The following is a 15,492-nucleotide window of genomic DNA, read 5'->3' as shown; positions in this document are numbered from 1 at the left end:
GTGATGTGGTCCGGGGGAAGAGGGGCGCGAGGTGTTGTGGAAGCTTTGGGTTGCGCTGGGCACCAAACGGACTCATTGCTGTGCTTGCGACGCCTGGCTTTGCTTTTGACAGCGCTGCAGGATTTGACGGCCGTTCGTCTAATCGCTCATACTTTTGAGAACGCGTTGATAGAACGCGCCTTGTGCATCCTCACCAATAGGTCCCTCGACCCATTCCCGGTCCAAATTCAGTGCTCCTGCGGGTACGATTTGCCGGGCTATTTCGGGCGGTGTGGTTTCGCCAGACGTTCCACCTTCCCAGTCGTGAAAGGCTGACGAATACCGCACGACGGCTCCGCTCGTCGGCAAGTTGAGCAAGCCGCCTTCGGCAAAGAACATCAAACCGTCGCCCATTTCTTCCCCGATGAGTTTGAGTCGATGTCCCAAACGATGTTTCAGGATGGCTACAAACACGATCGCTGCGGAGAACGTGAATTTATCGACAAGCACCACAACCTGCTCAATTGCGCTTTGCGAAATCGCCTCGATCAAGGGCATCGCCATAAGAAAATTGCCGCCGGTGTTTCCGCGAACGTCAATTAAGAGCGTTTTGTTTGAGCAGGCTCTCACGCGGTCCGCTGCACCTGAGATGGCTTTAGGAAGTGCAGTTTCACCAGGGTCAAAGAAACTTGGCAACTGCATCGAAAGCCCAAGCCCTTGCCAGCCCTTTATCGCTACGAAGGTTTCGGGTTCCCAGGCGGGATCAGTCTTGCCGTGCTCGTTTCTGGGGTAGAGCGACGAGGCAGGAGCAGTATTTCTGTTCGCCATTTTCAGTTTGGTTATCTGCCCATTTTTGTTCCGCACACGATACTCGGTCGTCGCGTCTTTTGCAGAAAAACCCAAACGTGCCAATGCGTATGGCCAAGCCAGAAGAAGCGGTCCGACGACCCGTTTTCTTTGGGACGTTCCCGCCAGAAATTTCTCTGCCGCGGCTTCGATTTGGCTCAAAGCCGCACCGTTGACTGCTATCAACTCTCCTCGCAGTGCAGTTTCTCCTGATGCCGCCGCAATGACTTGAACGGAACGCCCTATGCTCACAAACCTCAGCGGTAGCACCGAGATCGCATCATTCGGGATCAGCCGTGTGTGACCATTGTTTGGAAGTGCCAACAGGCGCATCGCGGACAACAAAAAAGCGTCAATGGAGCCCGCCAAAGCGCATCGCCGGCAGTCATTGATGTAGCTGTCTACTTCAGCCTCATTGACCCGCCGAAAACTGGGATCGGTTGGCAGGACAGTTTCCAAAATTAGCTTCAAGTCTTGCGTCAGCGGCATGAATGACACTGCGCATGAACGCTCATCTATGTCCAGATTGGGCTCATCGTCGTGATTTGCCGAATTCGTCTCGCCACCAGCTCAAAGCGCTCATAGTCTCTGGCCATTAAGCAAACACTACAACAGGACCCCAAATGAGCTGGATCAAAACCATCCCCTTCGCTGAGGCCACGGGCAGGCTGCGCAAACTCTACGACCGTGTGACAGGCCCAGACAACAATGTGGACAACATCATGATGGCGCACAGCCTGCGGCCGCATTCGATGGAAGGTCATATGGCGATCTACAAGGCAGTGCTGCATCACTCGGGCAACAAGATCCCGAAATGGTTTCTTGAGGTCCTGGGCGTGTGGGTGAGCTCTCTGAACCGTTGCGGGTACTGCGTGGAACATCATTTTGCCGGCTTACAGCGGTTACTTGGCGATGAAGCGAAAGGCAAAGCGATCCGGGCGGCGATTGAGGCGCGCGATCCGGCTGCTGCTCCGCTGGATGCAGCGCAGCTGGCTGCCATGATCTATGCCCGTAAACTGACCGAAACGCCGGGGGATATGGTCGAGGCGGATGTGATCGCCCTGCGCGAGGCCGGATGGGACGACGGAGAGATCCTTGAGGTCAATCAGGTCTGTTCGTACTTCTCTTATGCAAACCGGACGGTGCTGGGGTTGGGATGTTCAACCGATGGCGACGAATTGGGTTTGTCGCCGAACAATTCTGACAACCCCGACGATTGGGGGCATCGTTAAGACACTAGAAAGGTCAGGCCGTTTGGACCCAATCCAGAATGGCCTGTGCAACGTCCTGCGGTTTTTGGTGATGCAGCCAGTGATCAGTTTCAGGGATCGTGATCCGGGTTAGGTTGGGCGCGAAGGTTTCCAAGCCTTCAGTTGCCTCGGGCAAAAGGGCTTTGTCATCTGGTCCCCAAAGCAACAAATGCGGACATCGGACGTGCAGTCGATCAAAGGGTAGATCCGGCAGGTCTGTTGCGGGAAGCCCCGGCTGAGCGACAACCAGTGGAGAGGCGCGATACCAGTTCAGCATCGCCTTTAACCGGTCTGGTCGCGCCCATTCGACTCGGTATTCGGCCATCCGGCTTTCGATCAGCCAATCCAGTCCCATGCCGTGGCGAAAGAACCTTTCAAGCAATGCAAAGTTGTTTTCGGACAATTTTTGCGCTGCATCGGGCGCCCGCAGTTGGTTGATGTATTGCGAGGCCTCTGATTGCGCACCGCCTGCGGCCATGGCGCGTTGAAACGGAACCGGATGCACGCCGTTGGCTATGATAAGTTGCCTCACGAGATCTGGCCGATACATTGCAAGGCCATAGGCCACCGACGCGCCCCAGTCATGACCTAGTATGGTAAACGGTGCACCGTGGCTCTGAATCAAAGCGGCCATGTCGGACACCAGTTGAGATAGGGCATAGCTCTGCACCCCTTCAGGGCACCAGCTTTGGCCATATCCACGTTGGTCCGGTGCAATGCAGTAGAAGCGATCCGCCAGATAAGGGGCGAGATCCGCCCACGCGCCGCCGAATTCCGGGAAACCATGCAGCATCAAAAGCGGTGGCGCTTCCGGTTTGCCCCAAGTTCGGACGTAAAATGGCTGGCCATTGAGGTTGGCAAAAGATGTGTGCATCGGAACCTCTGATCCGCTGAGGAATTTATGGGTTTTTGAGGCATCAATTTGACACCAATCAAAGCGGATATTCGGCGTTTCTGCTAGCCCTCATTCAGGACAGCAGAAAAAGGATAAGTTGTATGGAAGCCATTGCTCCGGTCGAAGCAAAATCCCCTCAGATCAAAGCCGTAGAGGTCGAGGCGGCAAACGCGGCAGAACCCAGCCCCGAAAAGATCCGGCAGGCGTTCGAAAGCGGAAAATACCCCTATGGCCGCAAGATGGCGCGGTCGACCTATGAGGCGCAGAAGGCAAAGCTGCAGGCGGAGCTTTTGAAGGTTCAGCTATGGGCGCAGGACACGGGGCAGCGTTTTGTTTTGTTGTTCGAAGGCCGCGATGCCGCTGGCAAGGGCGGTACGATCAAACGGTTTATGGAACACCTGAATCCGCGTCAGGCGCGTGTGGTCGCTTTGAACAAACCGACCTGGGAAGAAAAGGGGCAGTGGTACTATCAGCGCTACCTTCAGGAACTGCCGACGGTTGGGGAAATGGTGTTCTATGACCGGTCTTGGTACAACCGCGCGGGTGTTGAGCGGGTGATGGGATTCTGCTCGCCTAACGAGTATCTGGAATTCATGCGCCAGACGCCGGAACTGGAACGGATGCTGGTGCGCTCGGGTATTCAGCTGTACAAGTACTGGTTCTCGGTCACGCAGGAAGAGCAGCAGCGCCGTTTCAAAAGCCGCGAGACCGATCCTCTGAAGCAGTGGAAGCTGTCGCCGATCGACAAGGCCAGCCTCAGCAAATGGGACGACTATACCGAGGCGAAAGAGGCGATGTTCTTTTATACAGACACCGCAGACGCGCCATGGACGATCATCAAGTCGAATGACAAGAAACGCGCGCGCCTGAATTGTATGCGTCATTTCCTGTCGACGCTGGATTACCCAGGCAAGAACTTGAACGTAGTGGGGGAGCCTGATCCATTGATCGTTGGACAAGCCCACCACGTCATCCACCGGTCCGAGCATATTCTGGGCGCAACATTGCATCCGGATGCCCGCTAATCCTCAACGCGCCCGTTTTTAATGGTGAGGCGGGCGCTATAGTCTCATAGTGAAATTTTATTGATCCGCTCTTGTCCCGCGCCAAGCCCGCGCATATGGCTGGTGCAATGACAAAAGTGATGACATACCCCGCCCATTTTCGGGCGATTGCCGTGCTTGGCTTGCCGCTGGTCGGTGGTCATCTGGCGCAGTTTGCCATCGGTTTGACCGATACCATCATGCTGGGTTGGTACGGGGTCGAGGCACTTGCTGCGGTCACGTTGGCCAGCAGCTATTACTTTGTGCTGTTTTTGTTTGGGGCCGGGTTCGGCTGGGCGGTCATGCCAATGGTTGCCACCGCTGCGGCGGAAGGGGACGAAACCAGCATCCGCCGCTCAACCCGCATGGGTCTTTGGCTGTCTTTGCTGTACGCAATAGTGGTCATGCCGTTGCTGTGGTGGTCTTATCCAATCCTGATCGCCATGAAGCAGGAGCCGCAGGTTGCTGAAACAGCATCCGAGTATTTGCGCGTAGCTGGTTGGGGGTTGTTTCCGGCCCTTATCGTGATGGTGCTCAAATCCTACCTTGCGGCCTTGGAGCGAACGCAGATCGTGCTGTGGATCACAGTCGCGGCGGCATTTGTGAACGCGGTGACCAACTATGCGCTGATCTTCGGCAATTGGGGGGCACCGGAATTGGGTGTGATGGGTGCAGCAATCGCCTCAATCGCGACGCAGGTCGTTTCGCTAATCGCTGTTGTCATCTACGTTGTTCGAACACTGCCGGAACACAGCCTTTTTCAGCGTTTCTGGCGACCGGATTGGGAGATGTTCGCCAGTGTATGGAAGCTTGGGGTCCCGATTGGCCTGACCACGTTGGCCGAGGTGTCGCTGTTTGCAACATCGGCTGTGATGATGGGTTGGTTGGGGCAGGTTCCGCTGGCGGCGCATGGGATCGCGCTGAACCTCGCGTCGGCCACTTTCATGGTGCATCTGGGGTTGTCAAATGCGGCCACCATCCGGGCCGGAAATGCGCTTGGACGTCGGGATCGGGCGCATCTGGAGAAAGGCGCAATTGCGGTGACGGGCATGTCGCTGGTTATGTCTGTTTTCACAGTCATCCTGTTTCTGACCTGTGCTGAACCATTGATTTCCCTGTTCATGGAGGCGGATGATCCCCAGCGTGGACAAATCCTGGCCATTGGAACCGGGTTGTTGGCAATGGCAGCTTTGTTTCAACTGGTCGATGGGGCGCAGGTCATTGCGCTGGGCCTGCTGCGCGGGTTGCAGGATGCCAAGATTCCCATGGTCATGGCAGCGCTCAGCTATTGGGTCGTTGGAATCCCGGCGTCGTACTATTTTGGTTTTGTCCGTCAGATGGACGGCATCGGTGTCTGGCTTGGGCTGGTGCTCGGTCTGGCCTTCGCAGCCGTGTTGTTGATGGCCCGGTTCTGGATGCACTCGGTTCGTCAAATGCCCGCAGCGGCTGAGCCAGCTTAATCCTTGCTCAGCCGGTCTGCCTTTTTACGAACCAGGACGGTGCGCAGGTCATGCATTGCCATAAGCAACCTGTCAGTCACGTCTTCCAATTGCGCGTCAGTTGCCTTAGACTGAGCCCATTGTGTGGTCAGGTTCAGGTAGTCCACGGCGCGGTGTATGTCGTCGATATCGCGCTGGGCCAACAAGGCCCGGCGCTCTTGCATCCACCGGTCTATTTCAGCGTGATCCTGGTCTGAAAGTGTTCGCTGTCCTTGCGGTTTGACGTCGCCATTTCGGATATTGATGACCGCAATCTGGTCCATCTCAATTCGACGTTGGCGATTTTCCGTATCGACCCGAAACACTGCAGCCCCGTTTTCACGGATGCGAAAGTAATATTCGGGAAGATCGGCAGACATGGTCACCTCAAGGAAGCACAGAAACGCTGAATGCGGCTGCAAGCCTCGGTCAGCGCCGCATCGGACGTAGCGTAGCTGACCCGGAAATTTGGCGAAAGACCAAAGGCAGCGCCGAAGACAATGGCAACATCTGCCTCTTCCAACAGGGCAGTAGCAAAAGCTTCGTCCGTGTCGATGACCGTTCCGGCAGGAGTTGTTTTACCAATCAGCCCGGCGATTGAGGGATAAACATAAAACGCACCCTCCGGCGTCGGGCAGGTGATGCCGTCGATCTCGTTCAGCATCCGCACGACAAGATCGCGGCGGCGTTTAAACATCTCGTTATTTGGGGCCAGAAATTCCTGCGTGCCGTTCAACGCCTCAACCGCTGCCCATTGGCTGACCGTACAGGGGTTCGACGTGGATTGAGACTGGATTTTGCGCATCGCCGCGATGATCTCGACCGGACCTGCGGCATAGCCGATGCGCCAACCCGTCATCGCATACGCTTTGGAAACCCCGTTGCAGGTGAGCGTCCGGTCATACAGGCGGGGCTCCACTTCGGCGGGGGTGCAGAATTCAAACCCGTCATAAGCAAGGTGCTCATACATATCGTCCGACATGATCCAGACATGGGGATGGCGCATCAAAACATCTGTCAGCTCTTTCAGCTCTTCACGGCTATAGCCCGCACCGGTGGGGTTCGATGGAGAGTTAAAGATAAACCATTTGGTTTTTGGCGTGATCGCTGCTTCAAGCTGATCGGCAGTCAGTTTGAAATTGGTTTGCAGCGACGTTTCCGCAATCACCGGCGTACCACCCGCCAGCAAGACCATATCTGGATAGCTGACCCAGTAAGGGGCGGGGATTACGACCTCATCACCCTCATTCATCGTGGCCATCAGAGCGTTGTACAGCGTCTGCTTGCCACCGGTGCCTACCGAGATTTGCGCAGGCGCATAGTCCAGCCCATGATCACGCTTCATCTTGGCGCAAGCTGCCTGTTTCAGCTCGGGGATACCGTCGGGTGCGGTGTACTTGGTCTTTCCTGCTGCGATGGCCGCAACGGCTGCGTCTTTTATGTTCTGTGGCGTGTCGAAATCTGGCTCACCCGCGCTGAGGCCGATAACGTCTCGCCCGGCGGCCTTCAATTCGGCTGCTTTTGCCGTCATGGCGATGGTGGGCGATGGTTTGACGCGTGACAGTGTCGCAGACAGGAAACTCATAGTCGGCCTCGGTTTGTATGTTCAACCCGACTGTCATAGGGTGCGCCTGAAAGACGTTCAAGTTGTATAGAAACTCTGAATTGGAGACCCAAGTGACTGATGAAAACGACTGGTATGGTCCGGATTCTGCGACATTTGGGGATCGCCTGGCAGGGGCGCGCGAAGCTGCGGGCATGACACAGGTGCAATTGGCGCGTCGACTTGGGGTAAAAAAGGCAACTGTTTCCGATTGGGAAAACGATCTGTCCGAGCCTCGGGCGAACCGCTTGTCGATGATGGCCGGGATGGTCAACGTGTCGATCATGTGGCTTCTGACCGGTGAAGGCGAAGGCATGGATGCTCCGGTCGAAGAAGGTGAAGGCGGCATGGAGTTGTCCACCGCAGTCGCTGAGTTGCGCGCCATTCGCGGGGAAATGCGCGCCTGCGCCGAGCGTGCGGCGCGGCTTGAGAAGAAAATGCGCCTGATGTTGGAGCAGAAGCATTGAGCGAACCCCGGGAGGTGCGGATCAAGCGTATGAAAATGCGCTCGATGCGGCGTGGAATCAAGGAAATGGATATTATCCTGTCGGCCTATGCAGATCGCAATCTCGCCGACATGGACGACGCTGGGTTGGATGTCTTTGACGCGCTGCTTCATGAAAACGATCAGGATCTTTGTCAATGGGTGACAGGGCAGGTGCCGCCGCCTCAAAAGTTCGCAGATCTTGTGTCGAACATCGCGCAAACTTTTCAGAAGTAAGGGACATTCCAACTTAACTGAATTTTCGGACTTTCCATTCATCGTGTCCCAAACAGCACGACTGAATCGGAGGGTCGGATGAGTATGGAAATGCAGGTCTCCGGACCGGGAACCAAGGGCTTTATGACCAGCTATCTTGAGGCGCTGGCCCTTGTGGAACGGTTGCACAGGTTGCTGTTGGACGTCATCAAGGATGAGTTTGAGCGCGTCGGCGTATTGGAAATCAACGCTGTACAGGCGCTGCTGTTGTTCAACATTGGTGATCATGAAGTCACGGCGGGTGAATTGAAAAGCCGCGGCTACTATCAAGGCAGCAATGTCAGCTACAACCTTAAGAAACTGGTTGAGATGGGATATATGCACCACCAACGGTGTGAGATCGACCGCCGATCCGTGCGCGTGCGCCTGACGCCGCGTGGCAGGGAAATCCGCGATATCGTTTCCGATCTGTTTGCGCGCCATGCCGAAGGTCTTCAGGGCAGGGGGGTGCTGGAACTAGAAGGGATTGAAGACATCACGACATCGCTACGCCGCGTCGAACGGTACTGGACCGACCAAATCAGGTATATCTACTGATCAGGGCTGGCTTCGGACAGAACGAGACTGTCTAGTTCTCGGATCAGTTTGCGGGTCATGGCCTCTGCGTAGGCCTCAAACCCGAGGGCGACTTCAACGAACGCGTTTGGACCGGATATAACCCACGTATTGTAGTAAGCCGACAGTTCTCCAACTTGCACATAGCGCCTGTCACCTGAACTTGGATCATCCGCACCAATAACAAGCCCATTGATCGTAACACCGCTGTCGCGCAAGGCTGTTCGCACATCTCGCGGATGAGGTCCGAGGTTGTGTTTGCCGTCACCGGATAAATCCAGGGTGCGCCGCCAGCATGTTCTTTGCTGGTTCAGCAGGTCCACCCCAAACACCATAGCAGCGCCCACTGCCGTCCCTTGGGCCGTCGCCTTTCGCGAGGTTTGGATGAGGCGCTGGCTGATTGCATTCAGATCGGCAGCGGTTTGAATTTCGGTCCAGTTCAGTAGCATCCTCTCATGCCCTGGTTCCGTCCATTCAAAAATCGCCAACCGCATGGATGTTGAACCGTTCGCCAGCATCAGTTGGCTTACTTCGGGATCGCGCAGAGCAGCAGCCAAACCTTCGACCTGCAACCTGTATTCACCGCTATCGACAGATGCCGACACATCCAGACCCAAAGCCAAGGCATGCCGGCATTGTGCAAGGGCGGGCTCTGAAAACAGGCAAAACAGAATGACCAGCAGGCGCGCCGTCATTGGTCGTCGACCTGTACTGAACCAATTTGCAGCCCGCTCAGTTCCCGCTCCAGTTTTCTACGCATCGCGCGTTCGAAGTCTTCAAAGCCTTGTGCGACTTCCAGAAAGGCGCCCGGGCCATGCAGGACGTTGTTTTCGAAAAAAGGGATGAGAAAAAGTTCCCCTTCGAAATCAGCGGCGTTTATCACCAGGCCATTGACGACGATGTCATGGTCAAAGAACCGTTGATACGCGATTTGGGGTCCATAGCCGTCATTGTTGGACCCGTCTCCTGACAGATCTATGGTGTGAAATAGACAGGGAGGCGCGCTTTGGAATAGTTCTGCCCCGAACCGCAAAGCGTGCCCCATGGCCGTTGCCAAGCCTTCATTGGACCGGATCGACTGACTTATCCGGGTCGCCGCAGCCGCAAGATCTCTGTGATTTTCGATCAAGTGCCAGTCGAGGATAACGTGCTGGGTACTTTGCCCGCTCCATTCATAGACGGCCAATGCAACAGGTAGAGGAGATGAGAAGAAAGCTTCTTGCACTTCAGGTGCCAGAAGTGCCGCAGCCAGTCCCTGTCGCTGCAAAATGTCTTCCGCGTCGTCGACCGAAACTGAAATGTCCATCGCCAGGGCCAGTGCCAAACGGCACTGCTCGGCCTGGATTGGGCTGGTCACAAGGGCCAGCCCCAGTGTTATGACCCACCTGATCACCAGTGGCCAGTGCTCTCCATGCTGGCCCAGGGCTCGGCCGGCTCAAGCGCGTCGCCATTTTGCAGCAACTCAACCGAGATGTTGTCAGGTGAACGGACAAACGCCATGCGCCCATCGCGAGGAGGGCGATTGATGGTCACGCCATTGTTCTGCAAATGCTGGCACACTTCGTAGATGTTATCGACACCATAAGCCAAGTGTCCAAAATGACGGCTGTCGCTGGGCAGGTCATCATCGCCATCCCAGTTGTACGTCAGCTCAATCGGAGCGTCTTCCTGGCCGGGAGGGGCCATGAAAATCAATGAGAACCGCCCCGCTTCGCTGTCATACCGACGCGTTTCCTTGAGACCCAAAAGCTCATAAAACGCTATGGATTTTTCCAGATCCTTCACCCGGACCATAGTGTGCAGATATGTCAGCGCCATTGCGGCCATCCTTTTTCGATTAGTTTTGCCAGCAACTTAGCGCACTGGTTTGATGTGTCGAGAGCGCCCTGCGACCGAAATCAAAAATTGCGCAGGTTGCGGCATATATCGCGGTTCCGATGCTGCGATTAGCGAGATATAGTAGAAGGCGACTCATTGCCAGAAAGGAAGATTTCATGCCGCTGTCCGCCGACCACCAGGCCGAGATCGAAGCGCAACGCGCCCAATCGCATCCAACACGTCGCGTCGTTTCAGCGGGAATGGAAGACCATTTGTACACCGCTCATCAGGTTCTGGACCACGGCTTTGTCCGCGTGATCGACTATATGGGCGATGACGCAGCGATCTGTCAGGCAGCCCGTGTTTCTTACGGCAAAGGCACCAAATCGGTTCAGAACGACGAAGGACTGATCCGGTATTTGATGCGGCACTGGCATTCGACCCCGTTCGAAATGTGCGAGGTCAAACTGCATGTAAAACTGCCCGTTTTCGTGGCGCGTCAGTGGATTCGGCATCGTACGGCCAATGTGAACGAATACTCAGCGCGTTATTCGATTCTGGATCGCGAGTTTTATATCCCTGCACCCGAACATGTGGCAGCACAGTCTGAGGTGAACAATCAGGGTCGCGGATCAGCGTTGGAAGGCGAAGAAGCCGCCCGTGTCCTGGAAATCCTGAAAGCTGACAGCACCCGCTGCTACGACAATTACGAGGCCATGATCAGCCAGGATGGGCAACAGGGTCTGGCGCGTGAACTGGCCCGGATGAACCTTCCTGCGAATATCTACACACAGTGGTATTGGAAGGTCGACTTGCACAATCTGTTCCATTTCCTGCGTCTGCGTGCGGACCCTCATGCGCAATACGAAATCCGCGTATATGCGGATGCGATGTGCAAGATCGTCGCCGACTGGGTGCCGTTTGCTTACAAAGCGTTCGAGGATTACCGGTTGGGCGCAGTCAACCTTTCCGCGCAGATGGTGGAGAGCCTTCGGAACATGTTGGCTGGCGAGACGGTCACGCAAGAAAACTCTGGCATGACTGCCCGTGAATGGCGCGAGTTCGAAGCGATCATTCGTAAGTAATGCGCATTAACGCATAGCACTTGTCTATACATTGTGTCATGGAATCGTTACGTTGGTTCCATGACCCATGTTTTTAAAACTGCTTTTTGTTTGGTCTTTGGCCTAGCTTTGCCAGCGCAGTCTCAGTCTCCTATCGCTGAAATTCTCTGTGAGCCGACGCCCCGGTTGCACCAGAAATTAAAAGGCCAATTTGCGTCCAAGCGCGTGGCCACTGGCGTTCGTGGACCTGAACAAATCATGGAAGTTTGGTCAAACCAGCGCGGCGATTGGACGATGGTAGTGACCTATGCGACCGGCACGTCCTGCATCGTTGCCATGGGCGACAACTGGTTTTCTCACGACAGGTCAAAGCCCGCGCGAGGGTAATGGAACAATTCCGGTGGGGGGCGGGTGACGGCCGGAAATTGGCCGTCATCCTGAAATTTTTCACTCCGCGCGAGGCGGGTGGCGTTACAACGGCTTCAAATCAGCTGCCATTTGGCGGCCGTCGCGTCCGTCCTGCAACTCGTATGAGACTTTTTGATTGTCTGCGAGTCCGGTGAGGCCGGACCGTTCTACGGCCGAGATATGAACAAACACATCCTTGCCCCCCTCATCAGGGGCAATAAACCCATAGCCTTTCGTGGTATTGAACCATTTCACGGTGCCGGTTGGCATGTCCCGTGTCTCCTTCTACTTACGCATTGTCCCACAAATTGGTGGGGGCTGTGGTTGGCGTCATCGTAAACCCAACTGTTTCGCGTTTGCAGAACAGTCCAATTTACATGTTTCACCTTTTTCAACATTGCACGGTGAAGTAAAAAATCAAGAATAACTGCCAAAAACGGGCGTGATTGCCTAAAATCGAAGCACGAGCGGGAGTATCAAAAAGATGAAGCTTTATGGGTTAAAGACTTGCGACACGTGTCGTAAGGCTCTGAAATCGTTGCCAGATGCAGAGCTTGTTGATGTCCGGCAGGATGGTGTTCCGGGCTCTGTGCTGTCGCAAGCTTTTGTCGAGTTCGGCAATGCTCTGCTCAATACCAGGTCAACCACTTGGCGCGGTTTGGACCAGAGCCAGCGCGAAAAAGCACCGATGGAGCTGCTAAAAGAACACCCGACGTTGATGAAGCGCCCGTTGATCGAGAAGGACGGTAAGCTTCTGTTGGGCTGGACCGCTGAAACCCGCACCCAGCTTGGCATTTCCTAAATGGGTGCTTATTTGCCCAAGATCAGAAGTGAGGATTTTCAATGCGCAATGCCGCAATGATTTTGGGCGTTATTGCCGGGCTGATCGGTATGATCGTCGGTTTTTTCGGGTATGCCAAAGTGGTTGTCGTCGACCATGTTGGCGAGATTGATGGGGTTTTAAGCCAGGTCGATAACCCTGGCCTGATCCAGGCCCTTTCGATTATCGCGCCCTTGCTGGCGATTGCCGGAGGGGCAATGGCGCCTGCGCGAGCTCTGATTGGTGGGGTTTTGCTGCTGATTTCAGCCGGTACTATGTACTATGCGTTTGGGTTTGGTGTCTTCACCATGTTCCCGATCGCATTCGCCAGCGTTGCGGGCTTCCTTGGGCTGGCGGCAGGAAAACCGGACCAGCCCAAAGCACATTTCTAGATCATTTCAGGCGCAGGAGACGGTCCAGCGAAAGCGGTCCTGCGCCGTTGATCACAATGACCAGCATCAGGAAGGTCCACAATGTGCGCTGATCCATGATAGAGGGAGCCGCGTCGAACAGGCTGCCCAGTTTCACGCCGTGGCCGGTGACGTCAACCAGGGTTTGCACCCATATGAATCCAATCATTCCCAACGCGGCAAGGCGTGTGAAAAGCCCAACCAGCAGCAGGGCAGGCAGAACAAATTCAGCGACTGTTCCGAAGAAAATGACGATACGCTGGAAGAATGTCATCTGCGAAACATCCCACAGCACCGCTTCCGCAGCCTTGGGGAAAATCTGGCCGAAGGCTCCGCTGGATGGCGAAAAGATCGAACCGTCGATCTTCAGCATGGCTGAGTTCCAGTAGTAAACCAACAGAACTGCAATGAAGACCAGCCGGGCAAGTGTCGGAGTCAGCCAGTTGGACGCATTGTCCACCTTCTCAAGAGCAGAGTTGTGAAGTGAGATCAGGGCAGTCATGTCTTCGGCCTTTCGATAGTCACGGAAGTTACAGCACCGCCCTGCAAAAGCAGTGCCAGAGTGGTTCCCAGGTCAAACTCGGGTGCCTCGGCAGCGGCTTTTTCGAACGCTGCACCGATTGTGTCCCCGTTTTGCATATGGCCAATCCAGTCGGCCCCGCCTGACGGCAGCAAATGAGGATCAGGATCGTATTCAGGGCGCGTGATCAGTACGTCCTCGGCGCGCGCCTGAGGTTTTGGCGCGTCGGCTTCGGAGTTGAAACGCCAGATCGAATGAATCGGCCAGTCCGATCGGATCACGTGCATAGCTGGGGCAAATTGCAATCGCGCCTGCATCACCTGTTCAGGATCAACTGCCAATGCATCTGCGGGTGCAGGTTGACTGTCTGCCGCGTGGTAGGACCGGCGCAAGGCCAATTCCAACCGGGCAATGTCGGGCAAGTATCCAAGATGGGCAAGCTGCTGCATTCCGGCCAGAAAACCAGGAAATGCCTCGCCATAGAACATCATGAGCGGAGATGACGGGGGATGTTGGCGCAGGAATATCCCGGCCAATCCGTCCATGTTCTGCGGGCCCAACAGCTTGGTGATAACGGGGAAGGCCTGATGCATTGCTTCGGTCAGGGAAACCGCGACGTTGTTGCGGTACACACTAAACCTGCGGCCCGCCGGTTGCGCCTCAGCGTCTAGCAACCCATCTGGAACCGGCGTGGACGCATCCATCATGGCGGCGCGAAACTCGGACTGGGACACGCTCATGCCGGTACCTTGTCCAGTGCGGCCTGAGCGCGAACCGCTTCCTCGCGCAAAACCGGCCAGTCGGGAACATCGGTGTCCCATTCGACCAGCAGCGGCTTGGGACCGGATTGTTCAAGGACGTAGTCTAGCAAGGCCCAAACCGGATCAACGACCTCGCGCCCATGACTGTCAATCAAAAGCGGATGGCCGTGGTCGTCTTCATCTTCGTCATGGCCGCCCAGATGGATTTCGCCCAGTTTCTCAAGCGGATAGGCGTCGATGTAACCTTGCGGCGAGAAGTCCAGATTAGTGGCAGAGACAAAGACGTTGTTCACGTCCAGCAACAGGTCGCAACCAGTGCGTTGGGCAATCTCGCGCAGGAAATCGGGCTCGGACCAAGTGCTTTCTTCAAAAGCCAGATAGCTGGATGGGTTTTCAAGCAGCATCTGTTGACCAACGGTGTCCTGCACCTGATCGATGTGCTCGCAGACCCGTGTCAGCGTCTCGTCCGTGTAGGGAAGCGGCAAGAGGTCGTTGTAAAAGTGGCTGTCATGGGTGGACCAGGCCAGATGTTCGGAAAAACTGGCGGGCTTCAGCCAGCCGACCAGATGTTTCAGGCGGGCCAGATGTTCGGGATCCAATGGGCCATCGCCACCGATGGACAGGCCAACGCCATGGACCGAGATCGGAAAGTGTTCTGAAAGGTGGCGCAGTTGCGCCAAGGGGCGTCCGCCATCGCCCATGTAGTTTTCGGCATGGATTTCCAGCCATGAAACGGGCTGTGCATGGTCAAGTATCTGAGCGAAGTGTTGCGGCTTGTACCCCACGCCCGGTGCAGCGGGCAGGCGGTTCGAGCGGAGCGCATCATCCAACATGGGTCAGTTCCTTGATCACGAAAGGGAAGGGGCGGGCGAACTGGCCCGCCCCCTTGATCCGTTTGGTCGACCTTATGCCGGCAGGTCGCGGTCCTGGGCTTCCAGTGAACCTTTGCGCGGTGTGCCGTCTGCCTGTGCCGGAAGTTCGATATCCGCGCAGGTGCCAGCGTCAACCAGCGTCCATGCGTTGCCTTGATAGTCAACGGTCGAGGTACCCGCACATGTGGTGCCGGGGCCTGCTGCGCAGTCGTTCTGACCGGCCAGAGACACGCCATAGCACTTTTCTTTGGCTTGTGCGGTTGCTGTGGTTGCAGCACCCGATACGGCGGCTGCGACTGCGGTTGCGATAACCAGGGATTTAGCTGTGTTCGACATCTCGGTGATCCTCTTGATGACTGGGTATGTCTGCTTGTGACACTGACAAAACTAGTGGCTTGTCGGCCAGAGTT

At 55.8% G+C, this 15,492-nt stretch carries 22 protein-coding genes; 10 read left to right on the top strand and 12 right to left on the bottom strand.

Features of this window, described 5'->3' with window-relative positions:
- Positions 1 to 138 precede the first annotated feature (138 nt).
- The gene (locus GOV85_RS09695) at positions 139 to 1,314 is read right to left on the bottom strand and encodes a peptidase S41 (RefSeq protein WP_171177440.1); all 1,176 of its coding nucleotides are present in this window, start codon (positions 1,312 to 1,314) and stop codon (positions 139 to 141) included.
- Between the two features lie 134 nt (positions 1,315 to 1,448).
- Between GOV85_RS09695 and GOV85_RS09690 the strand changes: the two genes are divergently transcribed.
- Positions 1,449 to 2,057, top strand: a complete 609-nt coding sequence (locus GOV85_RS09690; RefSeq protein ID WP_171177439.1) for a carboxymuconolactone decarboxylase family protein — start codon at positions 1,449 to 1,451, stop codon at positions 2,055 to 2,057.
- A gap of 13 nt (positions 2,058 to 2,070) precedes the next feature.
- On the opposite strand, the gene GOV85_RS09685 is transcribed toward GOV85_RS09690, so the two are convergent.
- Positions 2,071 to 2,949 carry an alpha/beta fold hydrolase gene (locus tag GOV85_RS09685; protein ID WP_171177437.1) on the bottom strand — a complete coding sequence of 293 codons (879 nt, stop codon included), beginning with the start codon at positions 2,947 to 2,949 and terminating at the stop codon, positions 2,071 to 2,073.
- A 122-nt stretch (positions 2,950 to 3,071) separates the two neighbouring features.
- Here GOV85_RS09685 and ppk2 point away from each other — a divergent pair, with 122 nt between their 5' ends.
- Together ppk2 and GOV85_RS09675 are read left to right on the top strand one after the other, a co-directional pair.
- A complete protein-coding gene (ppk2, locus tag GOV85_RS09680) occupies positions 3,072 to 3,995 on the top strand; it encodes a polyphosphate kinase 2 (protein ID WP_171177435.1) in 924 nt (307 codons plus the stop codon).
- Between the two features lie 119 nt (positions 3,996 to 4,114).
- Entirely contained in the window at positions 4,115 to 5,473 is a 1,359-nt protein-coding gene (locus GOV85_RS09675) for an MATE family efflux transporter (RefSeq protein ID WP_245223058.1), read from the top strand.
- Here GOV85_RS09675 and GOV85_RS09670 read toward each other — a convergent pair.
- A complete protein-coding gene (locus GOV85_RS09670) occupies positions 5,470 to 5,871 on the bottom strand; it encodes a hypothetical protein (protein ID WP_171177431.1) in 402 nt (133 codons plus the stop codon). The two genes, GOV85_RS09675 and GOV85_RS09670, sit on opposite strands and share 4 nt — an antisense overlap.
- A 2-nt stretch (positions 5,872 to 5,873) precedes the next feature.
- Positions 5,874 to 7,076: a pyridoxal phosphate-dependent aminotransferase gene (locus tag GOV85_RS09665; RefSeq protein WP_171177429.1), complete on the bottom strand. Its 1,203-nt coding sequence runs from the start codon at positions 7,074 to 7,076 to the stop codon at positions 5,874 to 5,876.
- Positions 7,077 to 7,168: 92 nt separating this feature from the next.
- Here GOV85_RS09665 and GOV85_RS09660 point away from each other — a divergent pair, with 92 nt between their 5' ends.
- The 3 genes from GOV85_RS09660 (at position 7,169) to GOV85_RS09650 (ending at position 8,391) form a co-directional block, all read left to right on the top strand.
- Positions 7,169 to 7,561 (top strand): helix-turn-helix transcriptional regulator, encoded by a 393-nt coding sequence (locus GOV85_RS09660; protein WP_171177427.1) that lies wholly within the window; start codon positions 7,169 to 7,171, stop codon positions 7,559 to 7,561.
- Positions 7,558 to 7,815: a succinate dehydrogenase assembly factor 2 gene (locus GOV85_RS09655; RefSeq protein WP_171177425.1), complete on the top strand. Its 258-nt coding sequence runs from the start codon at positions 7,558 to 7,560 to the stop codon at positions 7,813 to 7,815. The genes GOV85_RS09660 and GOV85_RS09655 overlap by 4 nt, the downstream gene beginning before the upstream one ends.
- Before the next feature lie 78 nt (positions 7,816 to 7,893).
- Positions 7,894 to 8,391, top strand: a complete 498-nt coding sequence (locus GOV85_RS09650) for a MarR family winged helix-turn-helix transcriptional regulator (RefSeq protein ID WP_171177423.1) — start codon at positions 7,894 to 7,896, stop codon at positions 8,389 to 8,391.
- On the opposite strand, the gene GOV85_RS09645 is transcribed toward GOV85_RS09650, so the two are convergent.
- The 3 genes from GOV85_RS09645 to GOV85_RS09635 are packed head-to-tail and all read right to left on the bottom strand — an operon-like array spanning position 8,385 to position 10,227.
- On the bottom strand, positions 8,385 to 9,104 hold the full coding sequence (locus GOV85_RS09645; protein WP_171177420.1) for a DUF1194 domain-containing protein: 720 nt from the start codon (positions 9,102 to 9,104) through the stop codon (positions 8,385 to 8,387). The two genes, GOV85_RS09650 and GOV85_RS09645, sit on opposite strands and share 7 nt — an antisense overlap.
- Positions 9,101 to 9,802 carry a DUF1194 domain-containing protein gene (locus GOV85_RS09640; RefSeq protein ID WP_171177418.1) on the bottom strand — a complete coding sequence of 234 codons (702 nt, stop codon included), beginning with the start codon at positions 9,800 to 9,802 and terminating at the stop codon, positions 9,101 to 9,103. Before GOV85_RS09640 ends, GOV85_RS09645 begins: the two co-directional genes overlap by 4 nt.
- The gene (locus tag GOV85_RS09635; RefSeq protein ID WP_171177416.1) at positions 9,799 to 10,227 is read right to left on the bottom strand and encodes a VOC family protein; all 429 of its coding nucleotides are present in this window, start codon (positions 10,225 to 10,227) and stop codon (positions 9,799 to 9,801) included. The genes GOV85_RS09640 and GOV85_RS09635 overlap by 4 nt, the downstream gene beginning before the upstream one ends.
- 176 nt (positions 10,228 to 10,403) lie before the next feature.
- Between GOV85_RS09635 and thyX the strand changes: the two genes are divergently transcribed.
- On the top strand, positions 10,404 to 11,312 hold the full coding sequence (gene thyX, locus GOV85_RS09630; RefSeq protein WP_171177413.1) for an FAD-dependent thymidylate synthase: 909 nt from the start codon (positions 10,404 to 10,406) through the stop codon (positions 11,310 to 11,312).
- Between the two features lie 237 nt (positions 11,313 to 11,549).
- Complete coding sequence (locus GOV85_RS21700) at positions 11,550 to 11,678, top strand: hypothetical protein (RefSeq protein WP_256368730.1); 129 nt, start codon at positions 11,550 to 11,552, stop codon at positions 11,676 to 11,678.
- Positions 11,679 to 11,762: 84 nt separating this feature from the next.
- Here GOV85_RS21700 and GOV85_RS09620 read toward each other — a convergent pair whose 3' ends face one another.
- Complete coding sequence (locus tag GOV85_RS09620; protein WP_008758035.1) at positions 11,763 to 11,969, bottom strand: cold-shock protein; 207 nt, start codon at positions 11,967 to 11,969, stop codon at positions 11,763 to 11,765.
- Between the two features lie 214 nt (positions 11,970 to 12,183).
- On the opposite strand from GOV85_RS09620, the gene GOV85_RS09615 reads away from it, so the two are divergent.
- Both GOV85_RS09615 and GOV85_RS09610 read left to right on the top strand, forming a co-directional pair.
- Positions 12,184 to 12,501 (top strand): ArsC/Spx/MgsR family protein, encoded by a 318-nt coding sequence (locus GOV85_RS09615; RefSeq protein WP_171177409.1) that lies wholly within the window; start codon positions 12,184 to 12,186, stop codon positions 12,499 to 12,501.
- 41 nt (positions 12,502 to 12,542) lie between these two features.
- The gene (locus GOV85_RS09610) at positions 12,543 to 12,911 is read left to right on the top strand and encodes a hypothetical protein (protein WP_171177407.1); all 369 of its coding nucleotides are present in this window, start codon (positions 12,543 to 12,545) and stop codon (positions 12,909 to 12,911) included.
- A 1-nt stretch (position 12,912) separates the two neighbouring features.
- On the opposite strand, the gene GOV85_RS09605 is transcribed toward GOV85_RS09610, so the two are convergent.
- The 4 genes from GOV85_RS09605 to GOV85_RS09590 all read right to left on the bottom strand — a co-directional run bounded on the left by GOV85_RS09605 (position 12,913) and on the right by GOV85_RS09590 (position 15,418).
- The gene (locus tag GOV85_RS09605) at positions 12,913 to 13,431 is read right to left on the bottom strand and encodes a DoxX family protein (protein ID WP_171177405.1); all 519 of its coding nucleotides are present in this window, start codon (positions 13,429 to 13,431) and stop codon (positions 12,913 to 12,915) included.
- Positions 13,428 to 14,189: a DNA-binding domain-containing protein gene (locus GOV85_RS09600; RefSeq protein ID WP_171177403.1), complete on the bottom strand. Its 762-nt coding sequence runs from the start codon at positions 14,187 to 14,189 to the stop codon at positions 13,428 to 13,430. The genes GOV85_RS09605 and GOV85_RS09600 overlap by 4 nt, the downstream gene beginning before the upstream one ends.
- Positions 14,186 to 15,043 (bottom strand): DUF692 family multinuclear iron-containing protein, encoded by an 858-nt coding sequence (locus GOV85_RS09595; RefSeq protein WP_171177394.1) that lies wholly within the window; start codon positions 15,041 to 15,043, stop codon positions 14,186 to 14,188. The genes GOV85_RS09600 and GOV85_RS09595 overlap by 4 nt, the downstream gene beginning before the upstream one ends.
- A gap of 72 nt (positions 15,044 to 15,115) precedes the next feature.
- Complete coding sequence (locus tag GOV85_RS09590) at positions 15,116 to 15,418, bottom strand: DUF2282 domain-containing protein (RefSeq protein WP_171177392.1); 303 nt, start codon at positions 15,416 to 15,418, stop codon at positions 15,116 to 15,118.
- Positions 15,419 to 15,492: the final 74 nt, after the last annotated feature.

It is taken from the genome of Ruegeria sp. HKCCA4633, assembly GCF_013034605.1.
Taxonomy (GTDB): Bacteria; Pseudomonadota; Alphaproteobacteria; order Rhodobacterales; family Rhodobacteraceae; genus Ruegeria.
This window is presented reverse-complemented; position numbering and strand designations above follow the sequence as displayed.

Excerpts from the sequence above, each read along its gene's own strand:
- GOV85_RS09695 (WP_171177440.1), bottom strand. The coding sequence starts at position 1,314 with ATGCCGCTGACGCAAGACTTGAAGCTAATTTTGGAAACTGTCCTGCCA.
- GOV85_RS09690 (WP_171177439.1), top strand. The coding sequence starts at position 1,449 with ATGAGCTGGATCAAAACCATCCCCTTCGCTGAGGCCACGGGCAGGCTG.
- GOV85_RS09685 (WP_171177437.1), bottom strand. The coding sequence starts at position 2,949 with ATGCACACATCTTTTGCCAACCTCAATGGCCAGCCATTTTACGTCCGA.
- ppk2 (WP_171177435.1), top strand. The coding sequence starts at position 3,072 with ATGGAAGCCATTGCTCCGGTCGAAGCAAAATCCCCTCAGATCAAAGCC.
- GOV85_RS09675 (WP_245223058.1), top strand. The coding sequence starts at position 4,115 with ATGACATACCCCGCCCATTTTCGGGCGATTGCCGTGCTTGGCTTGCCG.
- GOV85_RS09670 (WP_171177431.1), bottom strand. The coding sequence starts at position 5,871 with ATGTCTGCCGATCTTCCCGAATATTACTTTCGCATCCGTGAAAACGGG.
- GOV85_RS09665 (WP_171177429.1), bottom strand. The coding sequence starts at position 7,076 with ATGAGTTTCCTGTCTGCGACACTGTCACGCGTCAAACCATCGCCCACC.
- GOV85_RS09650 (WP_171177423.1), top strand. The coding sequence starts at position 7,894 with ATGAGTATGGAAATGCAGGTCTCCGGACCGGGAACCAAGGGCTTTATG.
- GOV85_RS09645 (WP_171177420.1), bottom strand. The coding sequence starts at position 9,104 with ATGACGGCGCGCCTGCTGGTCATTCTGTTTTGCCTGTTTTCAGAGCCC.
- GOV85_RS09635 (WP_171177416.1), bottom strand. The coding sequence starts at position 10,227 with ATGGCGCTGACATATCTGCACACTATGGTCCGGGTGAAGGATCTGGAA.
- thyX (WP_171177413.1), top strand. The coding sequence starts at position 10,404 with ATGCCGCTGTCCGCCGACCACCAGGCCGAGATCGAAGCGCAACGCGCC.
- GOV85_RS21700 (WP_256368730.1), top strand. The coding sequence starts at position 11,550 with ATGGAAGTTTGGTCAAACCAGCGCGGCGATTGGACGATGGTAGTGACC.
- GOV85_RS09620 (WP_008758035.1), bottom strand. The coding sequence starts at position 11,969 with ATGCCAACCGGCACCGTGAAATGGTTCAATACCACGAAAGGCTATGGG.
- GOV85_RS09615 (WP_171177409.1), top strand. The coding sequence starts at position 12,184 with ATGAAGCTTTATGGGTTAAAGACTTGCGACACGTGTCGTAAGGCTCTG.
- GOV85_RS09610 (WP_171177407.1), top strand. The coding sequence starts at position 12,543 with ATGCGCAATGCCGCAATGATTTTGGGCGTTATTGCCGGGCTGATCGGT.
- GOV85_RS09605 (WP_171177405.1), bottom strand. The coding sequence starts at position 13,431 with ATGACTGCCCTGATCTCACTTCACAACTCTGCTCTTGAGAAGGTGGAC.
- GOV85_RS09600 (WP_171177403.1), bottom strand. The coding sequence starts at position 14,189 with ATGAGCGTGTCCCAGTCCGAGTTTCGCGCCGCCATGATGGATGCGTCC.
- GOV85_RS09595 (WP_171177394.1), bottom strand. The coding sequence starts at position 15,043 with ATGTTGGATGATGCGCTCCGCTCGAACCGCCTGCCCGCTGCACCGGGC.
- GOV85_RS09590 (WP_171177392.1), bottom strand. The coding sequence starts at position 15,418 with ATGTCGAACACAGCTAAATCCCTGGTTATCGCAACCGCAGTCGCAGCC.